Below are 19271 nucleotides of genomic sequence, written 5' to 3' on the forward strand. Positions count from 1 at the left end.
AAGCATTATTACGAGTAATAAAAAGGCTACAATATTTGATTGATTGCAATGTAACCAGTTTGCAGCCCATAAGCTATTAATAATAAGGCACTTATACGCCTAAAAACACGGTTTTTTAACCACGTTTTAAGCTTATCTGCAAAGCCTCCTATAGCCAGCATAGCGGGGAGTGTGCCAAGACCAAATGCTAACATCACTGTGGCACCATTTAGAGCACTTCCAGAAACAGCAGCCCAAGTTAATGTTGAATAGACTAAACCACAAGGAAGCCATCCCCAGAGAAAGCCGAAAGGTAATGCTTTAACGGGAGATTTTAGTGGAAGTAACGTTGTGGCTAACGGTGATATATGACGCCAAAATTTTTGCCCGATACGTTCTATGGAAGTTAATCCAAACCACCATTGACCAATATATAAACCCAATACAATCATCATGATGGCAGCGAAAAGTCGCATATATACCAGAGGGTTAGTTGTGCCATTGAGTGTCGATAGACCTGCTAATGCGGCACCAATTAAAGCGCCTGCAATGGTATAAGATGAGAGCCTACCAATATTGTAATTTAGTAGGTAAACCCAACGCTTAGTGTTGGTGGTGTTTTCAGGCATACCGATAGTAATGGCTGCGGCTACACCACCACACATACCAACACAGTGACCCGCCCCCATTAAGCCAATGAGAAATGCGGCATAAAGATCTAAATTAGGCATTATCGTTATCTTGCTGTTGGGGGTGTTTATTCTTGATTGGATCAGAATCGGAAACAGCGTTTTTATGTTTAGTGTCATCGTCATCAAATAAAATATCGTAGCCACGACGCTCTAAATCATCAAACTGTTCACTTTTTACTGCCCATAAAAAGATACCAACGGCTATGCAGACAAAAATAATGGCAATAGGTATTAATATGTAAAGACTTTCCATTTATTTTAATAACCTTAAAGAATTTGATACAACGATAATTGAGCTTGCAGACATGCCAATAACGGCAATGTAAGGGGCAACAAGGCCAGAAACCGCCAATGGCAGGATAATCAAGTTATAGCCTAAGGCCCACGATAAATTTTCACGGATGATCTTTCTGGTTTTAATAGCCAACGTTCGTGCTTCTAAAATACGTTCTAATTTATCAGCAAGTAGTACCATATCTGCTGAAGATTTTGCTATATCTGTGCCTCCACCCATAGCGACAGAGAGGTGAGCACCAGCAAGAACAGGTGCATCATTCACACCATCACCCATCATAAGAACGATGTCTGATGGTGGTAATCTGTTCAAATAATCAAGTTTACCTTGTGGACTTTGATTCGCGATGACTTCATCAATATGAAGTTGCTTTGCTACTGTTTCAGCATGAATAGAATTATCACCTGTTAACATAGTGACTTGAATGCCTTGCTGTTGACATTGTTCAACTAACTGAAGACTTTCTTGTCGAATAGGATCGTCTAATTTAAAGGCTGCAATTGGCTTACCATTACAAGATAGCCAAACAGAATAGTGCATATGATCTTGATGTGTTTTATTTGTTTCTGATGAAATCGCAAAATCATACTTCCCAATACGCCATTCGTTACCATTATGATCAGCTTTCAAACCACAACCAATAACGTTCTCAACATCATCAAACAATATGTCAGCATGACGGTAAGAACTAAAGGCTTGAGCAATAGGGTGATTGGCAAAACGTTCAAGTTCAGCGGCATACATCAATGCTTGTTGCTCTGACAGATCACTAAATATTGTTGTTTCTATTAATCTTACGTTGCCTTCTGTTAGGGTTCCGGTTTTATCTAGCACGAGGCGATTCACTTTACATAAGGTTTCAAGAACATGACCACGACGTAGCAGAATACCGAGTTTCCCTAATGTTGATGTTGAACAAGTAATGGCGGTCGGTGTGGCTAATGATAATGCACATGGACAGGTTGCGACTAATACCGCTAGGGTGATCCATAGTGCATCTTCTGGTTGATGTTGATGCCAGTAATACCATGTACCAGCCGCAATGATCAGAATGGCGGCAACAAAGTAACGCGCAACGTTATCTGCAAGCTCCGCAACCTTTGGCTTTGATAACTGAGCTTCATCTTGAAGACGAACGATATTTGAAATCAAAGAGTCATTACGGTTAACCGAGACTGTCATTGTGATATTGCCATCACCGTTAATGGTGCCAGCATAGACAGTATCACCCTTAGTACGTTTAACTGGTACAGATTCACCGGTTAGCATTGATTCGTTAACAGTGGTGAGTCCTTTTTGAATTTCACCGTCGGCAGGGAAATGCTCTCCAGGTAATACCGTGACAACGTCACCTATCTTTAGGGTTTTAGCTGCAATTTGTTCACCATTGGCAAGGGTTGCCATACTTGGTATGAGCTTTAATAAGTTTGCACTGGCTGCGGCCGCTTGACGACGTGCACGCATTTCCAAAAAGCGTCCAAGTAATAAGAAGAAAGTGAACATGGAAATGGATTCAAAAAAGACTTCACCTTTTTCTATGACAGTTGCGTACAAACTTGCAGCATAGGCAAACAGTAAGGCTATCGAAACGGGAACATCCATCCCAAGTGTAAAGGCTTTTAAATTGCGCCAAGCATTGATGTAGAAAGGTAATGCAGAGTATAGCAAAACAGGGGTTGCGAAAATTAAACTCACCCAACGTAAGTAGTTACGAAACTCATGATCTAAATCGCCGAAAACCTCGAAATATAACGCAATAGCTAGCATCATGACTTGCATCGTCGCAATACCTGCAATACCTAACTTATATAGGTATTGCTTCATGGTGTTGTGATATTGCTGCTCTTGGGCATCTGCTTCAAAAGGTGAGGCTTTATAGCCGATTTTATGAATAACATTCAGTAAATGGCTAAGCTGTACTTGCTCGGGGTCCCACACCAGTAATGCTCGATGTGTCGTTGTATTCACACGTATCGAAATAACACCGGCTTCTCGCATCAACTGTTTTTCAATTAACCATGCACAAGCTGCACAAGATACGCCTTCTACCGATAAGGAAACTTCACTATGATGTTTATCAGTGGTGCGAACAAAGTCTTGCTGAATATCGGCATGATCATAGAGTGATAATGATTGAAGCTGTTCTGGTACTAAATCCGCTTTTTCCGCAGGTTCGGTACGATATTCATAATAGGAGGTGAGGCCACTTTGAACGATAGTTGTGGCAACGGCTTCACAACCAGGACAGCACATAGGGCGTGCTTGCCCCAGAATTTCTACTGAGAATAAACTACCCCTTGGTACTGGATCGCCACAGTGGTAGCAGCCATGATTTACATGTTTTTCTTTTGTCATTCCTTACTCTGCCCGTACAACGAAATCGGGGAAGATGTTGGTACGTTTACGCGTCCTTGCAACATCCAGTCGCCTTTAAAAGGTTCAATTTCAACAAACCAAGGACCATTTAATGATTCTGGTGTAACGAAATGATACGTTCCTTTTAAGTCGGCATTTACCATTTGACTAAAGTCTTTATCTGCCAACGTTCGGTGGGAAAATGTTACGCGAATTGTTGGCTGCTGTTTTAAGTCACCTTTGTCTAAATTAATAGTGACATTCTTATCTTCTTTAACTGCAATATTTGCGTGAATATTTAATGCATCAGCAACACGTAATCGAGAACGATCAATATTGATTGCTTTGCCTTTTTTGTAGTAATCCTCTGCCACTAAATCGACTTGGTTATTTGAGAAAATATATACCGCCGTTAAGCTATAGATGATTGAAATTGCAGGGATAGAAAAAACAAACCAAGGCCAAAACTGCTTATACCAAGGCTTTTGCATAGAAGTTCACCTTTTGCTATTTAGACTGAATAATTGATGAAGATGTTTGATTTGAAAATAGCCCCTGAGCGAGTCAGGGGCTAGGATGCATGTCTCAGTTTTTAAAGTTTATTGTTAATAAACTTGTTACTGAGTGTTAATTGGATGGTTGTTGTTCAGTTGGGTTACTTAAATTCCAGACATATGCAGAGATAAGTTGGACTTTATCTTCACCTAATATATCAGCCCAAGCTGGCATGATACCTTGACGACCATGAGCGATTGTTGCTTCAACAGCTTTACGTGAACCGCCATATAACCAATCTCTATCTGTCAGATCTGGCGCACCAAAAGCAGGGTTACCTTTACCGTCTGTACCATGACATGCAGCACAAACTACAAAACGTTGTTTACCTGCTAGTGCTTCTTTGGCATTTACTTTACGACCAGATAAGCTCAGTACATAACTTGTTACTTCACGGACGCCATCATCGCCTAACGTTTCTTGCCATGCTGGCATGACACCTTCACGACCATGCATCACTGTTGTTTTGATCGTTTCAGCTTCGCCACCGTACAGCCATGCGTTATCAGCAAGGTTAGGGAAGCCTGTTTGACCACGTGCATCTGAGCTATGGCATTGCGCACAGTTTTGTAGAAACAAACGCTGACCAACCTTTATCGCATCAGGGTTCTGTGCAATATCAGTAATAGGGCGATATTCTGAACCAGTATCGTTATAGGCTAATTGCTTAAAGATAGCGCCAAACTTAGTGTCTGCATCGCTGAGTTCTTTCGCATATTGATCTAACGATTTGTTGCTTTGTGCTGCTGCGATAGCCGCATTTGATTCTTCAATTGAGCGTACAGTTTGATCAGAGCTTTGCCAGCCTAATACGCCTTTAAAGCTTCCTAAACCAGGGAAGAGGACTAGATAAACCAGCCCGCCAACAATGGTTGCCCAGAACATGTAGGCCCACCATTTTGGTAATGGGTTGTTGATCTCACGAATACCATCGTATTCGTGCCCCATATCTTCACCTTCTTTAACACCCATATCGTCACGTGAACACCACCATAAAATGACGGCAACGCCCAAAATAGTGCCTAAGGTGATGACAGTGATCCAAATACTCCAAAAAGTGGTCATGCTTCCTTGCTCCTTTCGCTTTCAAGCGTCGATTTATCCAGTTCGTCATCAGCAAAAACTAGATTAGCCGCTTCATCAAAACGTGATTTTTGACGTTTACTGTATGCCCATACAATGATGCCAATAAAGCTAGTAAACAGAATCACGGTCCAAATACTATGTACAGTACCAATATCCATGATATCTCCTTATTTCATTGCATGACCAAGTGACTGAAGGTACGCAATCAAAGCATCCATTTCTGTTTTGCCTTTCACGTCATTACCTGCATTGGCAATTTCTTCGTCACTGTACGGTACACCAAAATGATCGCGGAACACTTGTAGCTTTTTACTTGTGAGTTCACCCGTTAAAACATTGTCTTCAAGCCAAGGGAAACCCGGCATGTTCGACTCTGGTACAACAGCACGAGGGTCGATAAGGTGAACACGGTGCCATTCATCAGAATAACGACCACCAACACGAGCAAGATCAGGACCAGTACGTTTTGAGCCCCATAGGAATGGGTGTTCCCATACACTTTCACCCGCTACTGAGTAATGACCATAACGCTCAGTTTCAGAACGGAAAGGACGAACCATTTGACTGTGACAAACGTTACAACCATTGGCGATGTAAACATCACGACCTTCCATTTCTAACGCTGTATAAGGGCGTAAATTCTCTACAGGCTCTGTGGTTTGATCTTGATAAAGTAGTGGGGTGATTTCTACTAACGCCCCAAAGCTGATCGCCACAATGATCAATATCGAAAGTAAACCAACGTTTTTCTCGACAATATCGTGACTAAATTTCTTAGACATTGCGCATACTCCTTATGCTGGTTGTGGCTCAGCGATAGCTTTTAAACTTTCGCGTGGTGCTGTCACTGTCTTATAAGCGTTGTAAGCAAGAAGGAACATACCTGCTAAGAAGATACAACCACCAATAAAGCGTACAAAGTAGAATGGGTAAGACGCTTGTAATGACTCAACAAAGCTGTAAGTCAATGTACCGTCGCTGTTTACTGCGCGCCACATCAAGCCTTGCATTACACCAGAAATCCACATTGATACGATGTACAGCACTGTACCAATGGTAGCTAACCAGAAGTGCACATTGATCAGTCTGATTGAGTACATACGCTCTTGACCAAATAGCTTAGGAATCAAGTGATATAGCGAACCGATAGAGATCATTGCTACCCAACCTAAAGCACCAGAGTGTACGTGACCAATGGTCCAGTCAGTGTAGTGAGATAGGGCGTTGACCGTCTTGATTGCCATCATTGGGCCTTCGAAGGTTGACATACCGTAGAAAGACAATGAAACAACAAGGAAGCGAAGAATAGGATCGGTACGTAGCTTATGCCATGCACCAGACAACGTCATAATACCGTTGATCATACCACCCCAAGATGGAGCGAATAGAATCAATGACATCACCATACCCAGTGACTGCGTCCAATCTGGTAATGCTGTGTAATGAAGGTGGTGAGGGCCAGCCCAAATATAAAGCGAGATCAATGCCCAAAAGTGAACAATAGATAGACGGTAAGAGTAAATAGGGCGATCGGCTTGTTTTGGAACAAAGTAATACATCATGCCAAGGAAACCTGCGGTTAACAGGAAGCCTACGGCGTTATGCCCGTACCACCATTGCACCATTGCATCTACAGCACCTGAGTAAATCGAATATGATTTTGTCATGGATACTGGAATAGCAAGGTTGTTGACAATGTGTAACACGGCAACAGTTAAGATAAATGCCCCGAAGAACCAGTTTGCAACGTAAATATGTGATGTTTTACGTTTGATCATGGTACCGAAGAAAACGATAGCATAAGCAACCCAAACCACAGCAATAGCAATACTGATAGGCCATTCTAGTTCTGCATATTCTTTACTGGTCGTAAAACCAAGCGGTAAAGAAAATACAGCAGAAAGGATAATGGCTTGCCATCCCCAAAAGGTAAATGCGGCGAGTTTGCCACCAAACAAACGGGTTTGACAGGTTCGTTGGACAACGTAATAAGATGAAGTAAATAAGGCACTTGTACCGAATGCAAAGATCACTGCGTTGGTATGCAACGGTCTTAATCGGCTATAAGTTAACCACGGAATATCGAAGTTTAGAGCCGGCCAGACTAACTGAGCGGCAATAAAGACACCAACAGCCATACCGACAATACCCCATAAAATGGTTGTAAGGGCAAATTGACGAACGACTGTATAGTTATAGTTTTGTTCAAGCTGCTTAACTTGGCTCATATTGCATGCTTCCACTATATAATGCTAACTACACTACTTTCCCTGTGCGAACAACAAGTTGTCGCAATACCACCCAAAGCTTATAAGAAGACTCATTAAGACAAGATCCAAATAAGATTCAAATTGCTATTTTTATGTAAAAGTGGCATTTTCATTGCACATAATACTTGAGTCGACACAGTTTTGACAGGCGAATAGCCACATAACCTTTACGCTTAAGTAACATTTATGTGAAAACTTTGAACTCTGTAACACAGGAATAAAATCTATAATGGCAGCAGAAAAACTGACTAGAGGGCGCTTAATTCAAATACTCGTGTTGATGACTGTATTAATTTCAGCTTTTATTTGGAGAACAGTGACATACACCTCAACAGATCAAGAAGAAAAGGTTGATGGTGACGTTAAGACATGCTCATTAAATACCGAAAATTGCCAATATTCGCTACTTGATAAGACCGTTGAAGTGAGCTTATTAACCAAGCAATTATCAGCTCAATCACCAATAAAATTACAAGTTTCCAACATTAATGTTAAGCCGGTAGGTGTGGTGGCTGGCGTTAGCATGAACATGGGAACAGTACCCGTTGTATTTTCACAACAGGGTGAAAACACATGGATTGGCGAGTTTACTGTTCCAGCATGTACCCATGATTCGATGACGTGGGGAGTGGACATTAAAATCAACGAACAACCAATCAAAGCACAATTCGTTGTTAAGAAATAACCAGAAAATAGCACTGATTCAGTGCTATTTTTTATTCTGAATAAATCATTTTCTTCGTCATGCCACCATCAATAACGAAATTCTGACCAGTGATAAAACCTTGGCTATTGAGCAAGAAAGCGACCATTTCCGCAATGTCATCGACATTACCGACACGACCTGATAGATGCTGTTGATGATCAATATCTCGTAGCTCGCCGGTATCAGTATGGATCCAACCCGGTGAGATGCAATTTACTTTAATGTCAGGAGCTAAACTGACTGACAATGCGTGTGTAAGTGAAACAATACCACCTTTACTTGCCGCGTAAGCTTCTGTATTTGCTTCAGATTGGAGATACCTTGTCGAACTCATATTAATAATATGTCCTTTACTTTCAGTGAGTAAAGGTAGGCATTGCTGACTCATGACTAAAGGAGAGGTGAGATTCACATTTAAAATTCGATGCCATTCATCTAAAGGTAATTGATGCAAAGGGGTATTATAAGGATTCGCAATCGCTGCGTTATTTACCAAACCATCAAGTCTACCAAATTGAGTAGTGACCCAATCCAATGTTTTTTGAATATCCGATATCTGTGTTACGTCCGCCAAACGGAAGCGAATACGAGGTTCTTCGTTAACGAGATCAAATCCAGCTTGCTCATTAATATCTAACGCAACAACAGTGATGTTTTTTTGCGTCAAATATTTACAAATCCCTTTGCCGATACCATTGGCACCACCTGTGACAATGACAACTTTATTTGAGCTTGAATCCACGTTCATAATCCTTAAGTTACAATTATTTGCAACATGATACGACAAGTTAAGCTAATCTAATAAGATGTAGGTAAGATTATCACTTAAATTGTGCTAATTACTGATAATATTAAGCATGGATGTGATATTAAATTCTTGGATGAGAGCCATATTGATATGGATATAACCACTAGTTACTCAATAAAGACTTCATCTTTTGATGCGATAAATGAAGCAATTGCAAAATTGAATATGAAGATTGCAATGCCTTCATTGTTACTTATTTATTACTCCGAAAAATATGATATTGATGTTCTGCAATCTGAGCTTGAACAAGCATATCCCAATACACCCATTTTAGGTTGTACTACCTGCCAAGGTTTGATGACCAATGAAGGATACTTTAATGGCACTGGATTAGCACTTTGGGCGATCAATGATTTTCATGGTGCTTATGGTACAGCTATCGTTTCAAATTTTGATTCTCCCTATGAAATAGGTCGACAAGCGACATTAAAAGCAATTCATAATAGTGGGCGTATTGGTGAGTTGCCGTCATTGATATTGCTTCATGCAACTCCAGGTTTTGAAGAGCAAGTCATCCAAGGCATTGAAAAAGAATTAGGGAATACCGTTCCTATTATCGGTGGTTCGGCTGCTGATGATTTCATTGCCGGTAAATGGCAGATATTTAATCATGAACAACGTGTTAATGAAGGTGTTGGTATTGCTGTATTTTATCCAACATGTGAAGTCAGCCTTTCATTTCATTCTGGCTACGCCAGCACGGGTTTATCAGCCATAGCAACCAAAGTGGAAAATAGGGAAGTCATAGAACTAGATAACAAGCCAGCATCCGAAGTTTATCAAAAATGGATGGGATTACCTTTTGATGTTAATAGCAATATTATTAGCGAAAGTAGCTTAAATCCTCTCGGACGTTTTGCCGGTGAGTATTTCGATTTGCCATATTTTAAATTGGCACATCCTGCACATATTACTGAGCGCAAAGGTATAGAAATGTTTGCCGAAGTTAAGCAAGGTGAACGTTTATACTTTATGGATGGGACAGACGAACGTTTGATTTCACGAGCCAGTCGGGTGGTGAAAGCTACTAATGGAACAAAGCTCCATCCTATTGGTGGTATTACAATCTTCTGTGCAGGTTGTATGCTGAAAATCCAAAATCGCATGAATGATGTTGCGACTGGTGTAAATATTGCAATGCAGAATAAGCCTTATGTATCGCCATTTACCTTTGGTGAACAAGGGCAGTTTATCAGTGGTGAGAATGCGCACGGTAATCTAATGATTTCTGCTGCAGTGTTTCATGAAGGATAGGTAGCCCATAATGATAAGTTCAGAATCAGAAAAGCTACAAGAAACCGTCATTGATTTATTACGTAGCCAAGAGCGAGAAAGTCAACTTCAAGATGAGAATGAAGCGATCTTGGAAGGCATTTCAGCAATGGCAGGAGCAAATGATAAACGCCAAGTATTCAACAGCTTATTAGAAGTTCTCCGGAAGTTTATCGGATTTGACCAGGCTCTGGTTTTAACTCGTGAAGATGATCAATCAATGCTGGACGTATTAGTCAGTACAGATAATAGATTCGGTACGAGTTCATGGCTAATGGAAACGACATTTAAGCGTGCCATTAATGGTGAATGTATTGCATTGTATTCACCAAAAGATGTTATTGAATTTCGCAGTCAATCCAAAGAAGCACTTAATGATTATCAATCCGCATTGCTAACAGGGGTGAAAGTAAGTTCAAGCGATGCAGTCATGATCTTAATGAGTCACGATAAGAGTCAATTTACACCACGGTGTCGTCGAGTGCTTAATCGCTTTAGGCCATTATTGGCTCGTGCAATTATCGATATTGATTACCGTGAACGTTTGCAGTCATTAGTTGCAGCAAGAACACAGCAACTTACATTCAGCCAACAACGATTCAAAGATTTTGCGAAAACAGCAGGTGATTGGTTTTGGGAAATCGATATCAATTATAATTTCACTTATATCTCAGAACCACATATCGCAAATTATCAAATCACTTGTGATAACTTCCTCGACTTTTTTAAAGATTATCCGCAATTCCAAAATCGCCTTAAGCATAAATTAGCAAAACAAATTGTTTTTGAAGATTTAGAATGGAATGTCATTAATAGCGATACTGAACAATGGTTTAGCTTCAGTGGCACACCATATTTTGATAAATACGGCAAACTACAAGGCTATCGCGGTACGGCTAAAAATATAACGAGTCGTAAGAAAAGACTTTTTGATCTACAAGAAGCTCGAAAGCAAGCGGAGAGTGCTAATAAAGCAAAATCTCAGTTCATTGCAATGATGAGTCATGAAATTCGAACACCTCTTAATGCTGTTCTTGGTTTAATGGAGTCATTATCGTTGTCGGGCTTAAACAGCAAACAGCGCTTGTGGCTATCTCAGATGGATCAATCAGCACATTTACTGCTGACAATTATTAACGATATTTTGGATTTATCGCGGATAGAGTCAGGCAGCTTTAGGCTTTTTAACAGCGACATTAATATTGTTGAAAGCATTAAGTTAGTTTCAGATCAGTTATCACCACAGGCAACCAAGAAAAATGTTCAGCTCCAATGTGAAATAGATGACTCAATACCAAAACAAATCTATGGCGATAAAAATCGTATTGCACAGGTATTGTTTAATTTAATCGGCAATGCAGTGAAGTTTACCAGTGTGGGTTCAGTACGTGTTGTTGCGCGAAAAGTTGACGAAACTATTGAGATAGCAGTAATAGATACAGGTATTGGTATTGCGAAAGATGCTCAAGTAAACATCTTTAATCCATTTCATCAAGCAGATGGCAGTATCACACGACGTTACGGTGGTACAGGATTAGGTCTAGCCATTAGCCAATACTTAATTAAAAAAATGAACGGTACGATCTCACTCGAAAGTGAGCTTGGAACAGGTAGCTGCTTTAAAATCGCAATTCCCATTGTTTATCCGTCAGTGACGAGTTGTAAGAGTGATACGCAATCTACACATAAATCGAATTGCTCTTTAAATATCTTACTAGCTGAAGACAGTAACACTAACCAATTGGTAGCTAAGCTGATGCTTGAGCGTCGAGGACACAAAGTTGCGATAACTAATAACGGTAAAGAGGCTATAAATGTACTGTTACAGGGTCACAAAAAGTTCGATTTAGTGCTTATGGACATCTCAATGCCAGTTTTGGATGGATTAGAAGCAACAAAACAGCTTAGAAGACGAGAAATTACCATTCCAATTGTCGCTTTAACGGCAAATGCTATGCAAAGCGACCAAAAAATCTATCATGAAATCGGCATGGATGGCTTTTTGGCTAAACCAATCTGCTCAAACGAACTTGATGAGTTACTTGAAAAATATCAAGTCCTCAAAGAACAACAGCTATCTGTGTCTGAGATCCAGTGATTCGACTGATCGAATCACTGGTAATTAACAGCAAGTTTTAAGTACAAGGCAAATTGACCATTTGCAGCAGTATTTAAAATGGATGTTAATTACCTATTTTATGGTAAATAACCAATACTGTTAAATAACTTAATTATATAAGCGGCAGAGTAGCGGTGGATGATAAACATCGGGCTATCATCTAATGATATATTGATAACCAGATACCTTATTTAACATAATATACATAATGCGAACTTAAGTATAATATTGAAATGATGGTGATTTGGCTTGGTGGATTTGTTGGTTACTTAGTTTTAAGTGCTTCAAGTAGCTCGTCCATGCCATCGTCAAATTCTGGCGCACCTCGGTAACTTGTAATTCCATGATGCTCATGTTCTAACTTCATTGTTGCATCGGCTGACTCGAATGGCCCATAAATTTCAAACTGATGTCCTTCGATAACTTTTGATAAAACCACATGCCGATTTTGAATGTATCGTTGGTGCTGCGTTCTACATCTTCAACGTTCTCAGCGGTAATATTTGAAAATATTAGTTTTGTTTGTACTTGGACTTGTTGTTACTATTGAAAGAAAAATATTGGCATAGTTTCGTTGTCATTGTTCGCACTCCAGAATTGATTTGTAACTTTCAAGCGCCTTAAAGATTTACTCATAATTTTCAATAATCACTTGGTCAGCATCTATCAATGAATCACTAATATCCAAGTTAAACTTTTCTAATTGGTCACTATCATTCTACTTTTTCTAATCCAACGATTTTTAATGCATAACGTTATGATCGAAAGCCCCAATACCTGCCGCTTCTAAACTTGTTTTCTTCTAAATGCTGAATTGGTTGACCCTCTATGCTTGGTATTCATAGCCTTTGATTATCTCATTTTCCTTTATAAAAACATTAACACACACCTGTATGATTTAGGCTTAAATAAAATTGTTACATCGTCACAAATACCACATTTTATAAATTAGCACTCTTATTAGCGCCTACTTAATAGCCAAAAGCGTTAATGAATAGCTAGTTAATAGACACAAAATTATATGTTTATAGAAATTAATGCCATTTATGTATAAAATGACCGCTCTTTATGAGTCGTTATCCCCTTTAACAACTCTCCTATTGATAAGTAAAAAATGAACGATGAAGTAAACAACGGAGTCGAACGTTTTGGTCGTTTTGATGTAGATTTCTCTCGTAGAACGATCACTCGTATCAGTGATAATGCTGTTTTAAAAGTATCACGCTCAGAGACTCATATTTTTGCTTTATTAGCAAATTCAGCAAACCAAACAATCCACAGGGAAACATTACTAAAAGAATGTTGGCAAGGTAAAGTTGTTACCAATAACTCATTAACGGTAGCAATTAAGAACTTACGTACAGCTTTTAGTAAAATTGGTGAGCATAAGATTATCCAAACTGAGCCTAAGCTTGGCTACTCTATTAAAGAGGCTGCCCTAGCTGATGATGGTTATTTTCAAGCTTCCTATAAAGAAGACGATATCAGCAAACATATCGAAGCACATCAGATAGCTGAAATCATTGAAATGCGTGAGCATACAGAATGCATTATCAAAAAATCTGAGCTTAATAACCAAGATCAAAGACGTCATTCGCGTTTCAAAAGATTTGAATCGATAAGTATTTCTGATTTTATTGTTGTCAGTTTTTTCTTCTTAATAACGCTATTTGCTTGTTACCAATACCTTTTCTTTGTTGATACAACAGATGTCGATGGTATTTCTGTACATTACAATGGTGTAACGTTGCCAAATCCGGTAACGGAAGCGATAACAGAGCATAAAACAGGTGACATTGGGCAATGGTATGCATTCCCTATTGGTGGTTTATGTGAACGTTATCAATTAATAGGCGTGTTAAACGAGCACTACATTAATTTAACGTCGCAAGTAAACCAGGAGCAATGCAATGATTAAAAAACCACTACTTGGTGTGTTTTTAGCCGTGTGCTTCATTTTTATTCAAGCAACGTTTAATGCGCTAAACACGCAATCTTCGTATGTTTTTACGGATAAATACCCTACTTTCGGCTCTGAAATGCTTAAAGTTGATTTTAATAAAGGCCGTGTAAAAATGAATTTAGTGAGGAAAAACACTGACAATAAGATTATTTCATCGTCTTTATTCAGTGGTATTTTTCTTAGATTTCAAAACCATTATTACACATTTGGTGTTAAACGAATGAATAAAAGCAGAGGTGTTGATTTTACCTTTAGGAACTTTTTTATTGATTCGTTAAGGACCAACGAAGCTGTTTACATTTCAGATGACAGAGGGATTTTGGAGCTAGATAATGGACATGCTATTAACCTAAGTAGTCTTCTTTTAGGTAATAAAATACGTTAATGATTAAGCCGGTGTTTGCCGGTTTAATTTCATCAAAGATAAAAAGTTATAGTGCACTAGAGTGCTGTTTATTTCAAAGAAAAGTGTTATATTATAGTAAGTTAAAGGAGTACTTAATGGCAATAACTATTCGAGATGTCGATCAGCACTACTATATGATCGAATCACTTAAATCATTAACTGAAAGTAATGTAACAACAAAAGCACTAATTAAAGGTGGTTATTTAGCGGTTGATTTAGGACAGCAATTGGAAGATGAACGAATCAAACGTATAAAAGCCGAGACGGAATTAAAAGAACTAAAAGAAAAGTTTGCCGCATACATCAAAAGTAAAGACGAGCTACTCAACGCGTTGAAATAATTATCATCACAAGTTAATCTACCCTTGGCTTAACTTGTGATTTTCCCTTCAACTCTTCTTATGCTGTTATTACCAATTCATCAAATTGTGTTTGTGGATCAAATTCTCGGCTAAACGCCATATTTGAATAAGAAACCAAACAAATTTCAGCAGTATAAGACACAATGCTCCCCTCCACTAAATGCCCACCAATTACCTTACCTTTCGCATCAGCAACAGATATATGAAGATGAACATGTGACGGTGTTAATGTCCCTGATAAAGTTAAAATTTCTAACGGCCCTGCTAACTCAATAGTTTTGGACTCGTCGGCTAAACGTATAATTGCTTGCGACAGGCAGCCAACACACGAAAGTAATGAGCCTGCTTGGATCTGATTATTTTGAACATATTGAAGTATGCTCTCTTTTAAATCAGTACCTTGGGTTAATCTAAGTGCATGAGGAGTGATCAAAATGAAATGTCTTATGCTGGATGGGCGACTGTAAACTCGCCCATTGAGTAACTAAACTTAAGCTCGTTTTCCCTTTTTGCTTGACTGCGAGCTATGAGGAAACACATTACGAATTCGTTGCTTGATCTTAGCTGGAATATCTTTTGAAAAATCAATTTTAGTCGTAAATCGATTTTTATAGACTTTAATTTGCCCACTAAATGGTGTCTTATGGGCGATCTCTTTACATGATGTTTGAAAGCCTGTTGGTACATCGCCTTTCGTCTTGGTTAATTCACCATTTTCAAACTTTAACACCATTATTGGACGATCTTTGAAGACAATAAAAATCACAACAACTGCTAAGACTAATACATATTCCATTACCTACTCCTTAGAAGATGACTTCATAAAGAACAGTAACCACACAACAAAAGTTATTTACTAAAAGGATCGATGTTGAGCAGTTCTGTCAAATTATTCTTAATATCACTGACTTGCTTGCTAGCTTGCTCTGTTCTATTACTTTCACTTATCAGGTATTCAATCGTATCAGATAAGGTTGAACCTAACTCTTGCGATTTTTCTGCCAACTTTTCCCATACACGATAATCGAGATCGATAGATTTTTTACGAGTATGTACTTGTTCTGCATTAAAGTGACGTTTTCGTTTCGCTCGAATGGCTTGTTTTAGCTTATTATCAAGCTCAGGAGACATATTGGCACAGATCCAATCAATCACTTTGGTCGGTTCGTGTTCAATATCAAACAGTGCATCAACAGCAGCTTCTGCTTCACTACGATCAACAAAACAAGTGATCGCTTCACCTTCCTTATGCTTCTTTACTAAATAAGTCCATTTCCAACCGGCTTCAAGATTTTCAAGCTGCTGATATTTCATAAGATTAATATATTCTCATCATTCAACGAAACTACGTGACAGTGTAACCCTAGAGTCCCCAAATAACAATCCATGATCTAACATTAACTGGTTGTTTTTATGAAACATAAATATAGGTCATAAGTCTCTATTATGAGGTCTTTGATTGTTTTATACTGCTTACCTTTTCACAGTAACAATAGAAACCTAAATTTATGCATGAAGAATCTTGGCGTACAATGTTTCCTGATTACACTCAGTACCAGACGACTCTAGATCATTATAGCAATCTTGAACCTGCTTCCATCGGTACTCTTCAACCTCGACTATCAGATGCCGTACGTCGCTTCAGCGCGCTCAATTTACAGCCTCGCATTCTCCGTATTACGGCGCCTGATAATACCTTGTACCGTGATTATATTATTGAACTCATAAAAAAATACCAATTCAATAGTAATAATAATACAACTTGCTCACAGACGAGTGAAAAAGAGCAGCCGATAATCATTGCGGGTGAGAATGTTACTGCCGAAAAATTGTTTGGGGCGGTTTACCCACCACTAGAGCAAAACACATTAGCAAAACCAAGTGTTAAGCATGGCTTATTGCATCAAGCTAATAATGGTTACTTGATTCTTTCTATTACGGCACTGTTAAGTAATCCATCTTTGTGGCCTCGCCTAAAAAGCACCCTTACTGATGGCGTATTAGAATGGGAAGCGTCAAATAAAAAAGTATTAATTAACCTACCGCCAGCTGAAAAACTCAATGTCAAATTAGTAATTATCGGTGATCGTTACTTAATGGCAGAGCTAGACAGTGCAGAACCAGATCTAAGTACAGGCTTTGCAATGTACGGTGAGTTTGAACAAGATTTATTACTTAACGATGCAAGTCTTGAAGATTACCTTGGTTATGTAAAAGCTATTATCGAGCACCATCAATTACCACATCTTGCAGATAGTGACGCTGTCACAGCTTTATTGAATGCTGGTGCTCGTTATGCCGAAGACCAAACACGTTTACCGTTATGTTTACTATGGCATCTAAACCTGCTGTCTGAAGCAAGCCTTGAATCAGATGGTAAAGTGATCACAGCAGCTAACATCAAAGCCTCTTTACGTGCAAAAGAATACCGTGAATCTTATTTACCAGAGCGTGCCATTGCAGACATTCACCACGGTCAGGTTCTTATCGCTAGTGATGGTAAGGAAATTGGTCAGGTTAACGGCTTAACTGTAGTTGAAATGCCTGGGCACCCAACAGCTTACGGTGAGCCAGCTCGTATCTCTTGTGTTGTTCACTTTGGTGACGGCGATATTTCCGACGTTGAACGTAAAGTTGAACTAGGCGGTAATATTCACGCCAAAGGTATGATGATCATGCAAGCATTTGTTGCTACAGCACTTGATTTAGATCAGGCCTTACCCTACTCGGCTTCAATTGTATTTGAACAATCTTACTCAGAAGTTGATGGTGACAGTGCGTCATTAGCTGAGCTATGTGCATTAATGTCTGCACTGTCTTCTCAGCCAATTAACCAACAAATTGCTGTAACTGGTGCTGTCGATCAGTTTGGTCGTGTACAGGCTGTAGGTGGTATTAATGAAAAGGTTGAAGGCTTCTATAAGGTTTGTGTGCATCGCGGCCTAACTGGTAACCAAGGTGTGATCTTACCGAAGACGAACCTAAGTAACCTTTGCTTAAATGATGAGGTTATCGAAGCAATCAAAGCTAAGCAATTCCATATTTGGGCTGTTGAGAATGTAGATGAAGCAATTCCTCTTCTTACAGATAAACCATTCCGTAGTGAAAATGAAGAAGATGAGACGATCCTTTCCTTAATTGAGGAACGTATTGACTACTTCCACCACGGTGATTTATCTAATGAAGTGGGTATTTTGAACAAAATTCGGATGCGTGTCGCAAACTGGTTTGTCCAGAACTGATCCGAGTTGTTAAGCTTACACGTGTACGCTAAATTGCTCCCATACTTTTCAAGGAGTAATTGATTCTAATGACACGCCAGCATTCTTATACACACGAAGAACTCGTCGCATGTGGCAATAGCGAACTATACGGTCCAGATTTCCCATCATTACCATCAGATAACATGTTAATGATCGACCGTATTGTAAATATCACGGATAAAGATGGTGAGCACGGTAAAGGTTTTATCGTTGCTGAATTAGATATCAACCCTGACCAATGGTTCTTTAACTGTCACTTTAAAGGTGACCCAGTAATGCCAGGTTGTCTTGGCCTTGATGCAATGTGGCAGTTAGTTGGTTTCTTCTTAGGTTGGTCTGGTGGCGAAGGTAAAGGTCGTGCACTTGGTGTAGGCGAAGTGAAATTCACTGGTCAAATTCTACCAACAGCGAAGAAAGTCACTTACGAGATCCAACTTAAGCGTGTCATTAACCGTAAGCTAATTATGGGTGTGGCAGATGGTCGTGTACTGGTAGATGGTAAAGAAATCTACGTAGCAAAAGATCTTAAAGTGGGTCTTTTCAAAGATACTGACAACTTCTAATCACCTATAATTTATCGATTATTAAGCCCTGCTGCAGCAATGTATCAGGGCTTTTTTCTCCACCAGCAAAACAAGATTGCTATCAATATACAGATAAAAGTGCCTCAAATGCAATTTTGATAGCTTTCCTTTGAGAGCAAATAAAACCACCCACTCATTAATGCTATCTTTTTGAATTATTGACAATAAAAAGCCCCTTCTCCTAAGGGGCTGCAGAATAGGGTTTAACCATGAGGGAGGTATTATTTATAGAGACCTTGTTGCAAGTCTTCTCTTGCGTCTCGCCAACCACCTAGCCAGTTAGTACGGGCATCTGTACCTTGGTACGGACATGCATCTGTAGAACGGCCATTTAATCCGGCTTGATAACCTCGAGCCTGCGCACGTTCTAAACGATCCCGCTTTTGTCTCTTCATAGTTCGGTCCTCATCCTTATCTGTATATTACTTTTCATTACTATTACGTAACGATGGAGTTTTTATGTCTCCACTTATAAAAATGGGTGATTACGAACAATTTATCAAATATAAAAACGAAACAAGCCCACAAAATGTGAGCTTGTTTGAATAATGTAATT

Annotated in this window: 21 protein-coding genes; 8 read left to right on the forward strand and 13 right to left on the reverse strand. The window is 39.3% G+C overall.

Going from position 1 to position 19271, the window contains the following annotated elements:
• Nucleotides 1-26: 26 nt before the first annotated feature.
• From Q7657_RS16355 to ccoN, 8 genes are all read right to left on the reverse strand, one after another.
• Nucleotides 27-710: a sulfite exporter TauE/SafE family protein gene (locus tag Q7657_RS16355; RefSeq protein ID WP_107166978.1), complete on the reverse strand. Its 684-nt coding sequence runs from the start codon at nucleotides 708-710 to the stop codon at nucleotides 27-29.
• Complete coding sequence (gene ccoS, locus Q7657_RS16360) at nucleotides 703-924, reverse strand: cbb3-type cytochrome oxidase assembly protein CcoS (RefSeq protein ID WP_053989739.1); 222 nt, start codon at nucleotides 922-924, stop codon at nucleotides 703-705. Before ccoS ends, Q7657_RS16355 begins: the two co-directional genes overlap by 8 nt.
• A complete protein-coding gene (locus Q7657_RS16365) occupies nucleotides 925-3321 on the reverse strand; it encodes a heavy metal translocating P-type ATPase (protein ID WP_107166977.1) in 2397 nt (798 codons plus the stop codon).
• Nucleotides 3318-3812 (reverse strand): FixH family protein, encoded by a 495-nt coding sequence (locus tag Q7657_RS16370; protein WP_053989737.1) that lies wholly within the window; start codon nucleotides 3810-3812, stop codon nucleotides 3318-3320. The genes Q7657_RS16365 and Q7657_RS16370 overlap by 4 nt, the downstream gene beginning before the upstream one ends.
• Before the next feature lie 136 nt (nucleotides 3813-3948).
• Nucleotides 3949-4941 (reverse strand): cytochrome-c oxidase, cbb3-type subunit III, encoded by a 993-nt coding sequence (gene ccoP, locus Q7657_RS16375; RefSeq protein WP_107166976.1) that lies wholly within the window; start codon nucleotides 4939-4941, stop codon nucleotides 3949-3951.
• Nucleotides 4938-5120 (reverse strand): cbb3-type cytochrome oxidase subunit 3, encoded by a 183-nt coding sequence (locus tag Q7657_RS16380; RefSeq protein WP_008987052.1) that lies wholly within the window; start codon nucleotides 5118-5120, stop codon nucleotides 4938-4940. Before Q7657_RS16380 ends, ccoP begins: the two co-directional genes overlap by 4 nt.
• A 9-nt stretch (nucleotides 5121-5129) precedes the next feature.
• On the reverse strand, nucleotides 5130-5744 hold the full coding sequence (gene ccoO, locus Q7657_RS16385; RefSeq protein ID WP_008987053.1) for a cytochrome-c oxidase, cbb3-type subunit II: 615 nt from the start codon (nucleotides 5742-5744) through the stop codon (nucleotides 5130-5132).
• Nucleotides 5745-5756: 12 nt separating this feature from the next.
• A complete protein-coding gene (ccoN, locus tag Q7657_RS16390) occupies nucleotides 5757-7190 on the reverse strand; it encodes a cytochrome-c oxidase, cbb3-type subunit I (protein WP_053989735.1) in 1434 nt (477 codons plus the stop codon).
• A gap of 271 nt (nucleotides 7191-7461) precedes the next feature.
• Between ccoN and Q7657_RS16395 the strand changes: the two genes are divergently transcribed.
• Nucleotides 7462-7917, forward strand: coding sequence for a hypothetical protein (locus Q7657_RS16395; RefSeq protein WP_107166975.1), 456 nt, complete (start codon nucleotides 7462-7464; stop codon nucleotides 7915-7917).
• 31 nt (nucleotides 7918-7948) lie between these two features.
• Here Q7657_RS16395 and Q7657_RS16400 read toward each other — a convergent pair whose 3' ends face one another.
• On the reverse strand, nucleotides 7949-8680 hold the full coding sequence (locus tag Q7657_RS16400; RefSeq protein WP_107166974.1) for an SDR family oxidoreductase: 732 nt from the start codon (nucleotides 8678-8680) through the stop codon (nucleotides 7949-7951).
• Between the two features lie 156 nt (nucleotides 8681-8836).
• On the opposite strand from Q7657_RS16400, the gene Q7657_RS16405 reads away from it, so the two are divergent.
• The 5 genes from Q7657_RS16405 to Q7657_RS16425 all read left to right on the forward strand — a co-directional run bounded on the left by Q7657_RS16405 (nucleotide 8837) and on the right by Q7657_RS16425 (nucleotide 14847).
• On the forward strand, nucleotides 8837-10000 hold the full coding sequence (locus tag Q7657_RS16405) for an FIST signal transduction protein (RefSeq protein ID WP_107167014.1): 1164 nt from the start codon (nucleotides 8837-8839) through the stop codon (nucleotides 9998-10000).
• Between the two features lie 10 nt (nucleotides 10001-10010).
• Nucleotides 10011-12116: a hybrid sensor histidine kinase/response regulator gene (locus Q7657_RS16410; RefSeq protein ID WP_107166973.1), complete on the forward strand. Its 2106-nt coding sequence runs from the start codon at nucleotides 10011-10013 to the stop codon at nucleotides 12114-12116.
• Nucleotides 12117-13251: 1135 nt separating this feature from the next.
• Complete coding sequence (locus tag Q7657_RS16415; RefSeq protein ID WP_107166972.1) at nucleotides 13252-14055, forward strand: winged helix-turn-helix domain-containing protein; 804 nt, start codon at nucleotides 13252-13254, stop codon at nucleotides 14053-14055.
• Entirely contained in the window at nucleotides 14048-14485 is a 438-nt protein-coding gene (locus tag Q7657_RS16420) for a hypothetical protein (RefSeq protein WP_053989729.1), read from the forward strand. Before Q7657_RS16415 ends, Q7657_RS16420 begins: the two co-directional genes overlap by 8 nt.
• 116 nt (nucleotides 14486-14601) lie before the next feature.
• A complete protein-coding gene (locus tag Q7657_RS16425) occupies nucleotides 14602-14847 on the forward strand; it encodes a hypothetical protein (RefSeq protein WP_053989728.1) in 246 nt (81 codons plus the stop codon).
• 58 nt (nucleotides 14848-14905) lie between these two features.
• On the opposite strand, the gene Q7657_RS16430 is transcribed toward Q7657_RS16425, so the two are convergent.
• From Q7657_RS16430 to matP, 3 genes are read right to left on the reverse strand one after another with little or no spacing between them, the layout of a single operon-like run.
• Complete coding sequence (locus tag Q7657_RS16430; protein WP_107166971.1) at nucleotides 14906-15301, reverse strand: PPC domain-containing DNA-binding protein; 396 nt, start codon at nucleotides 15299-15301, stop codon at nucleotides 14906-14908.
• Nucleotides 15302-15358: 57 nt separating this feature from the next.
• Nucleotides 15359-15664, reverse strand: a complete 306-nt coding sequence (locus tag Q7657_RS16435; RefSeq protein WP_053989726.1) for a DUF3634 family protein — start codon at nucleotides 15662-15664, stop codon at nucleotides 15359-15361.
• Between the two features lie 53 nt (nucleotides 15665-15717).
• The gene (matP, locus tag Q7657_RS16440; protein WP_107166970.1) at nucleotides 15718-16182 is read right to left on the reverse strand and encodes a macrodomain Ter protein MatP; all 465 of its coding nucleotides are present in this window, start codon (nucleotides 16180-16182) and stop codon (nucleotides 15718-15720) included.
• Nucleotides 16183-16376: 194 nt separating this feature from the next.
• On the opposite strand from matP, the gene Q7657_RS16445 reads away from it, so the two are divergent.
• Together Q7657_RS16445 and fabA are read left to right on the forward strand one after the other, a co-directional pair.
• Nucleotides 16377-18110, forward strand: a complete 1734-nt coding sequence (locus Q7657_RS16445) for an AAA family ATPase (protein ID WP_107166969.1) — start codon at nucleotides 16377-16379, stop codon at nucleotides 18108-18110.
• 68 nt (nucleotides 18111-18178) lie between these two features.
• The gene (gene fabA, locus Q7657_RS16450) at nucleotides 18179-18694 is read left to right on the forward strand and encodes a bifunctional 3-hydroxydecanoyl-ACP dehydratase/trans-2-decenoyl-ACP isomerase (protein ID WP_107166968.1); all 516 of its coding nucleotides are present in this window, start codon (nucleotides 18179-18181) and stop codon (nucleotides 18692-18694) included.
• A gap of 242 nt (nucleotides 18695-18936) precedes the next feature.
• On the opposite strand, the gene rmf is transcribed toward fabA, so the two are convergent.
• Entirely contained in the window at nucleotides 18937-19110 is a 174-nt protein-coding gene (rmf, locus tag Q7657_RS16455; RefSeq protein ID WP_008987067.1) for a ribosome modulation factor, read from the reverse strand.
• Nucleotides 19111-19271: the final 161 nt, after the last annotated feature.

Origin of the sequence: Candidatus Photobacterium acropomis (genome assembly GCF_030685555.1) — a bacterium.
Lineage (GTDB): Bacteria > Pseudomonadota > Gammaproteobacteria > Enterobacterales > Vibrionaceae > Photobacterium > Photobacterium lucens.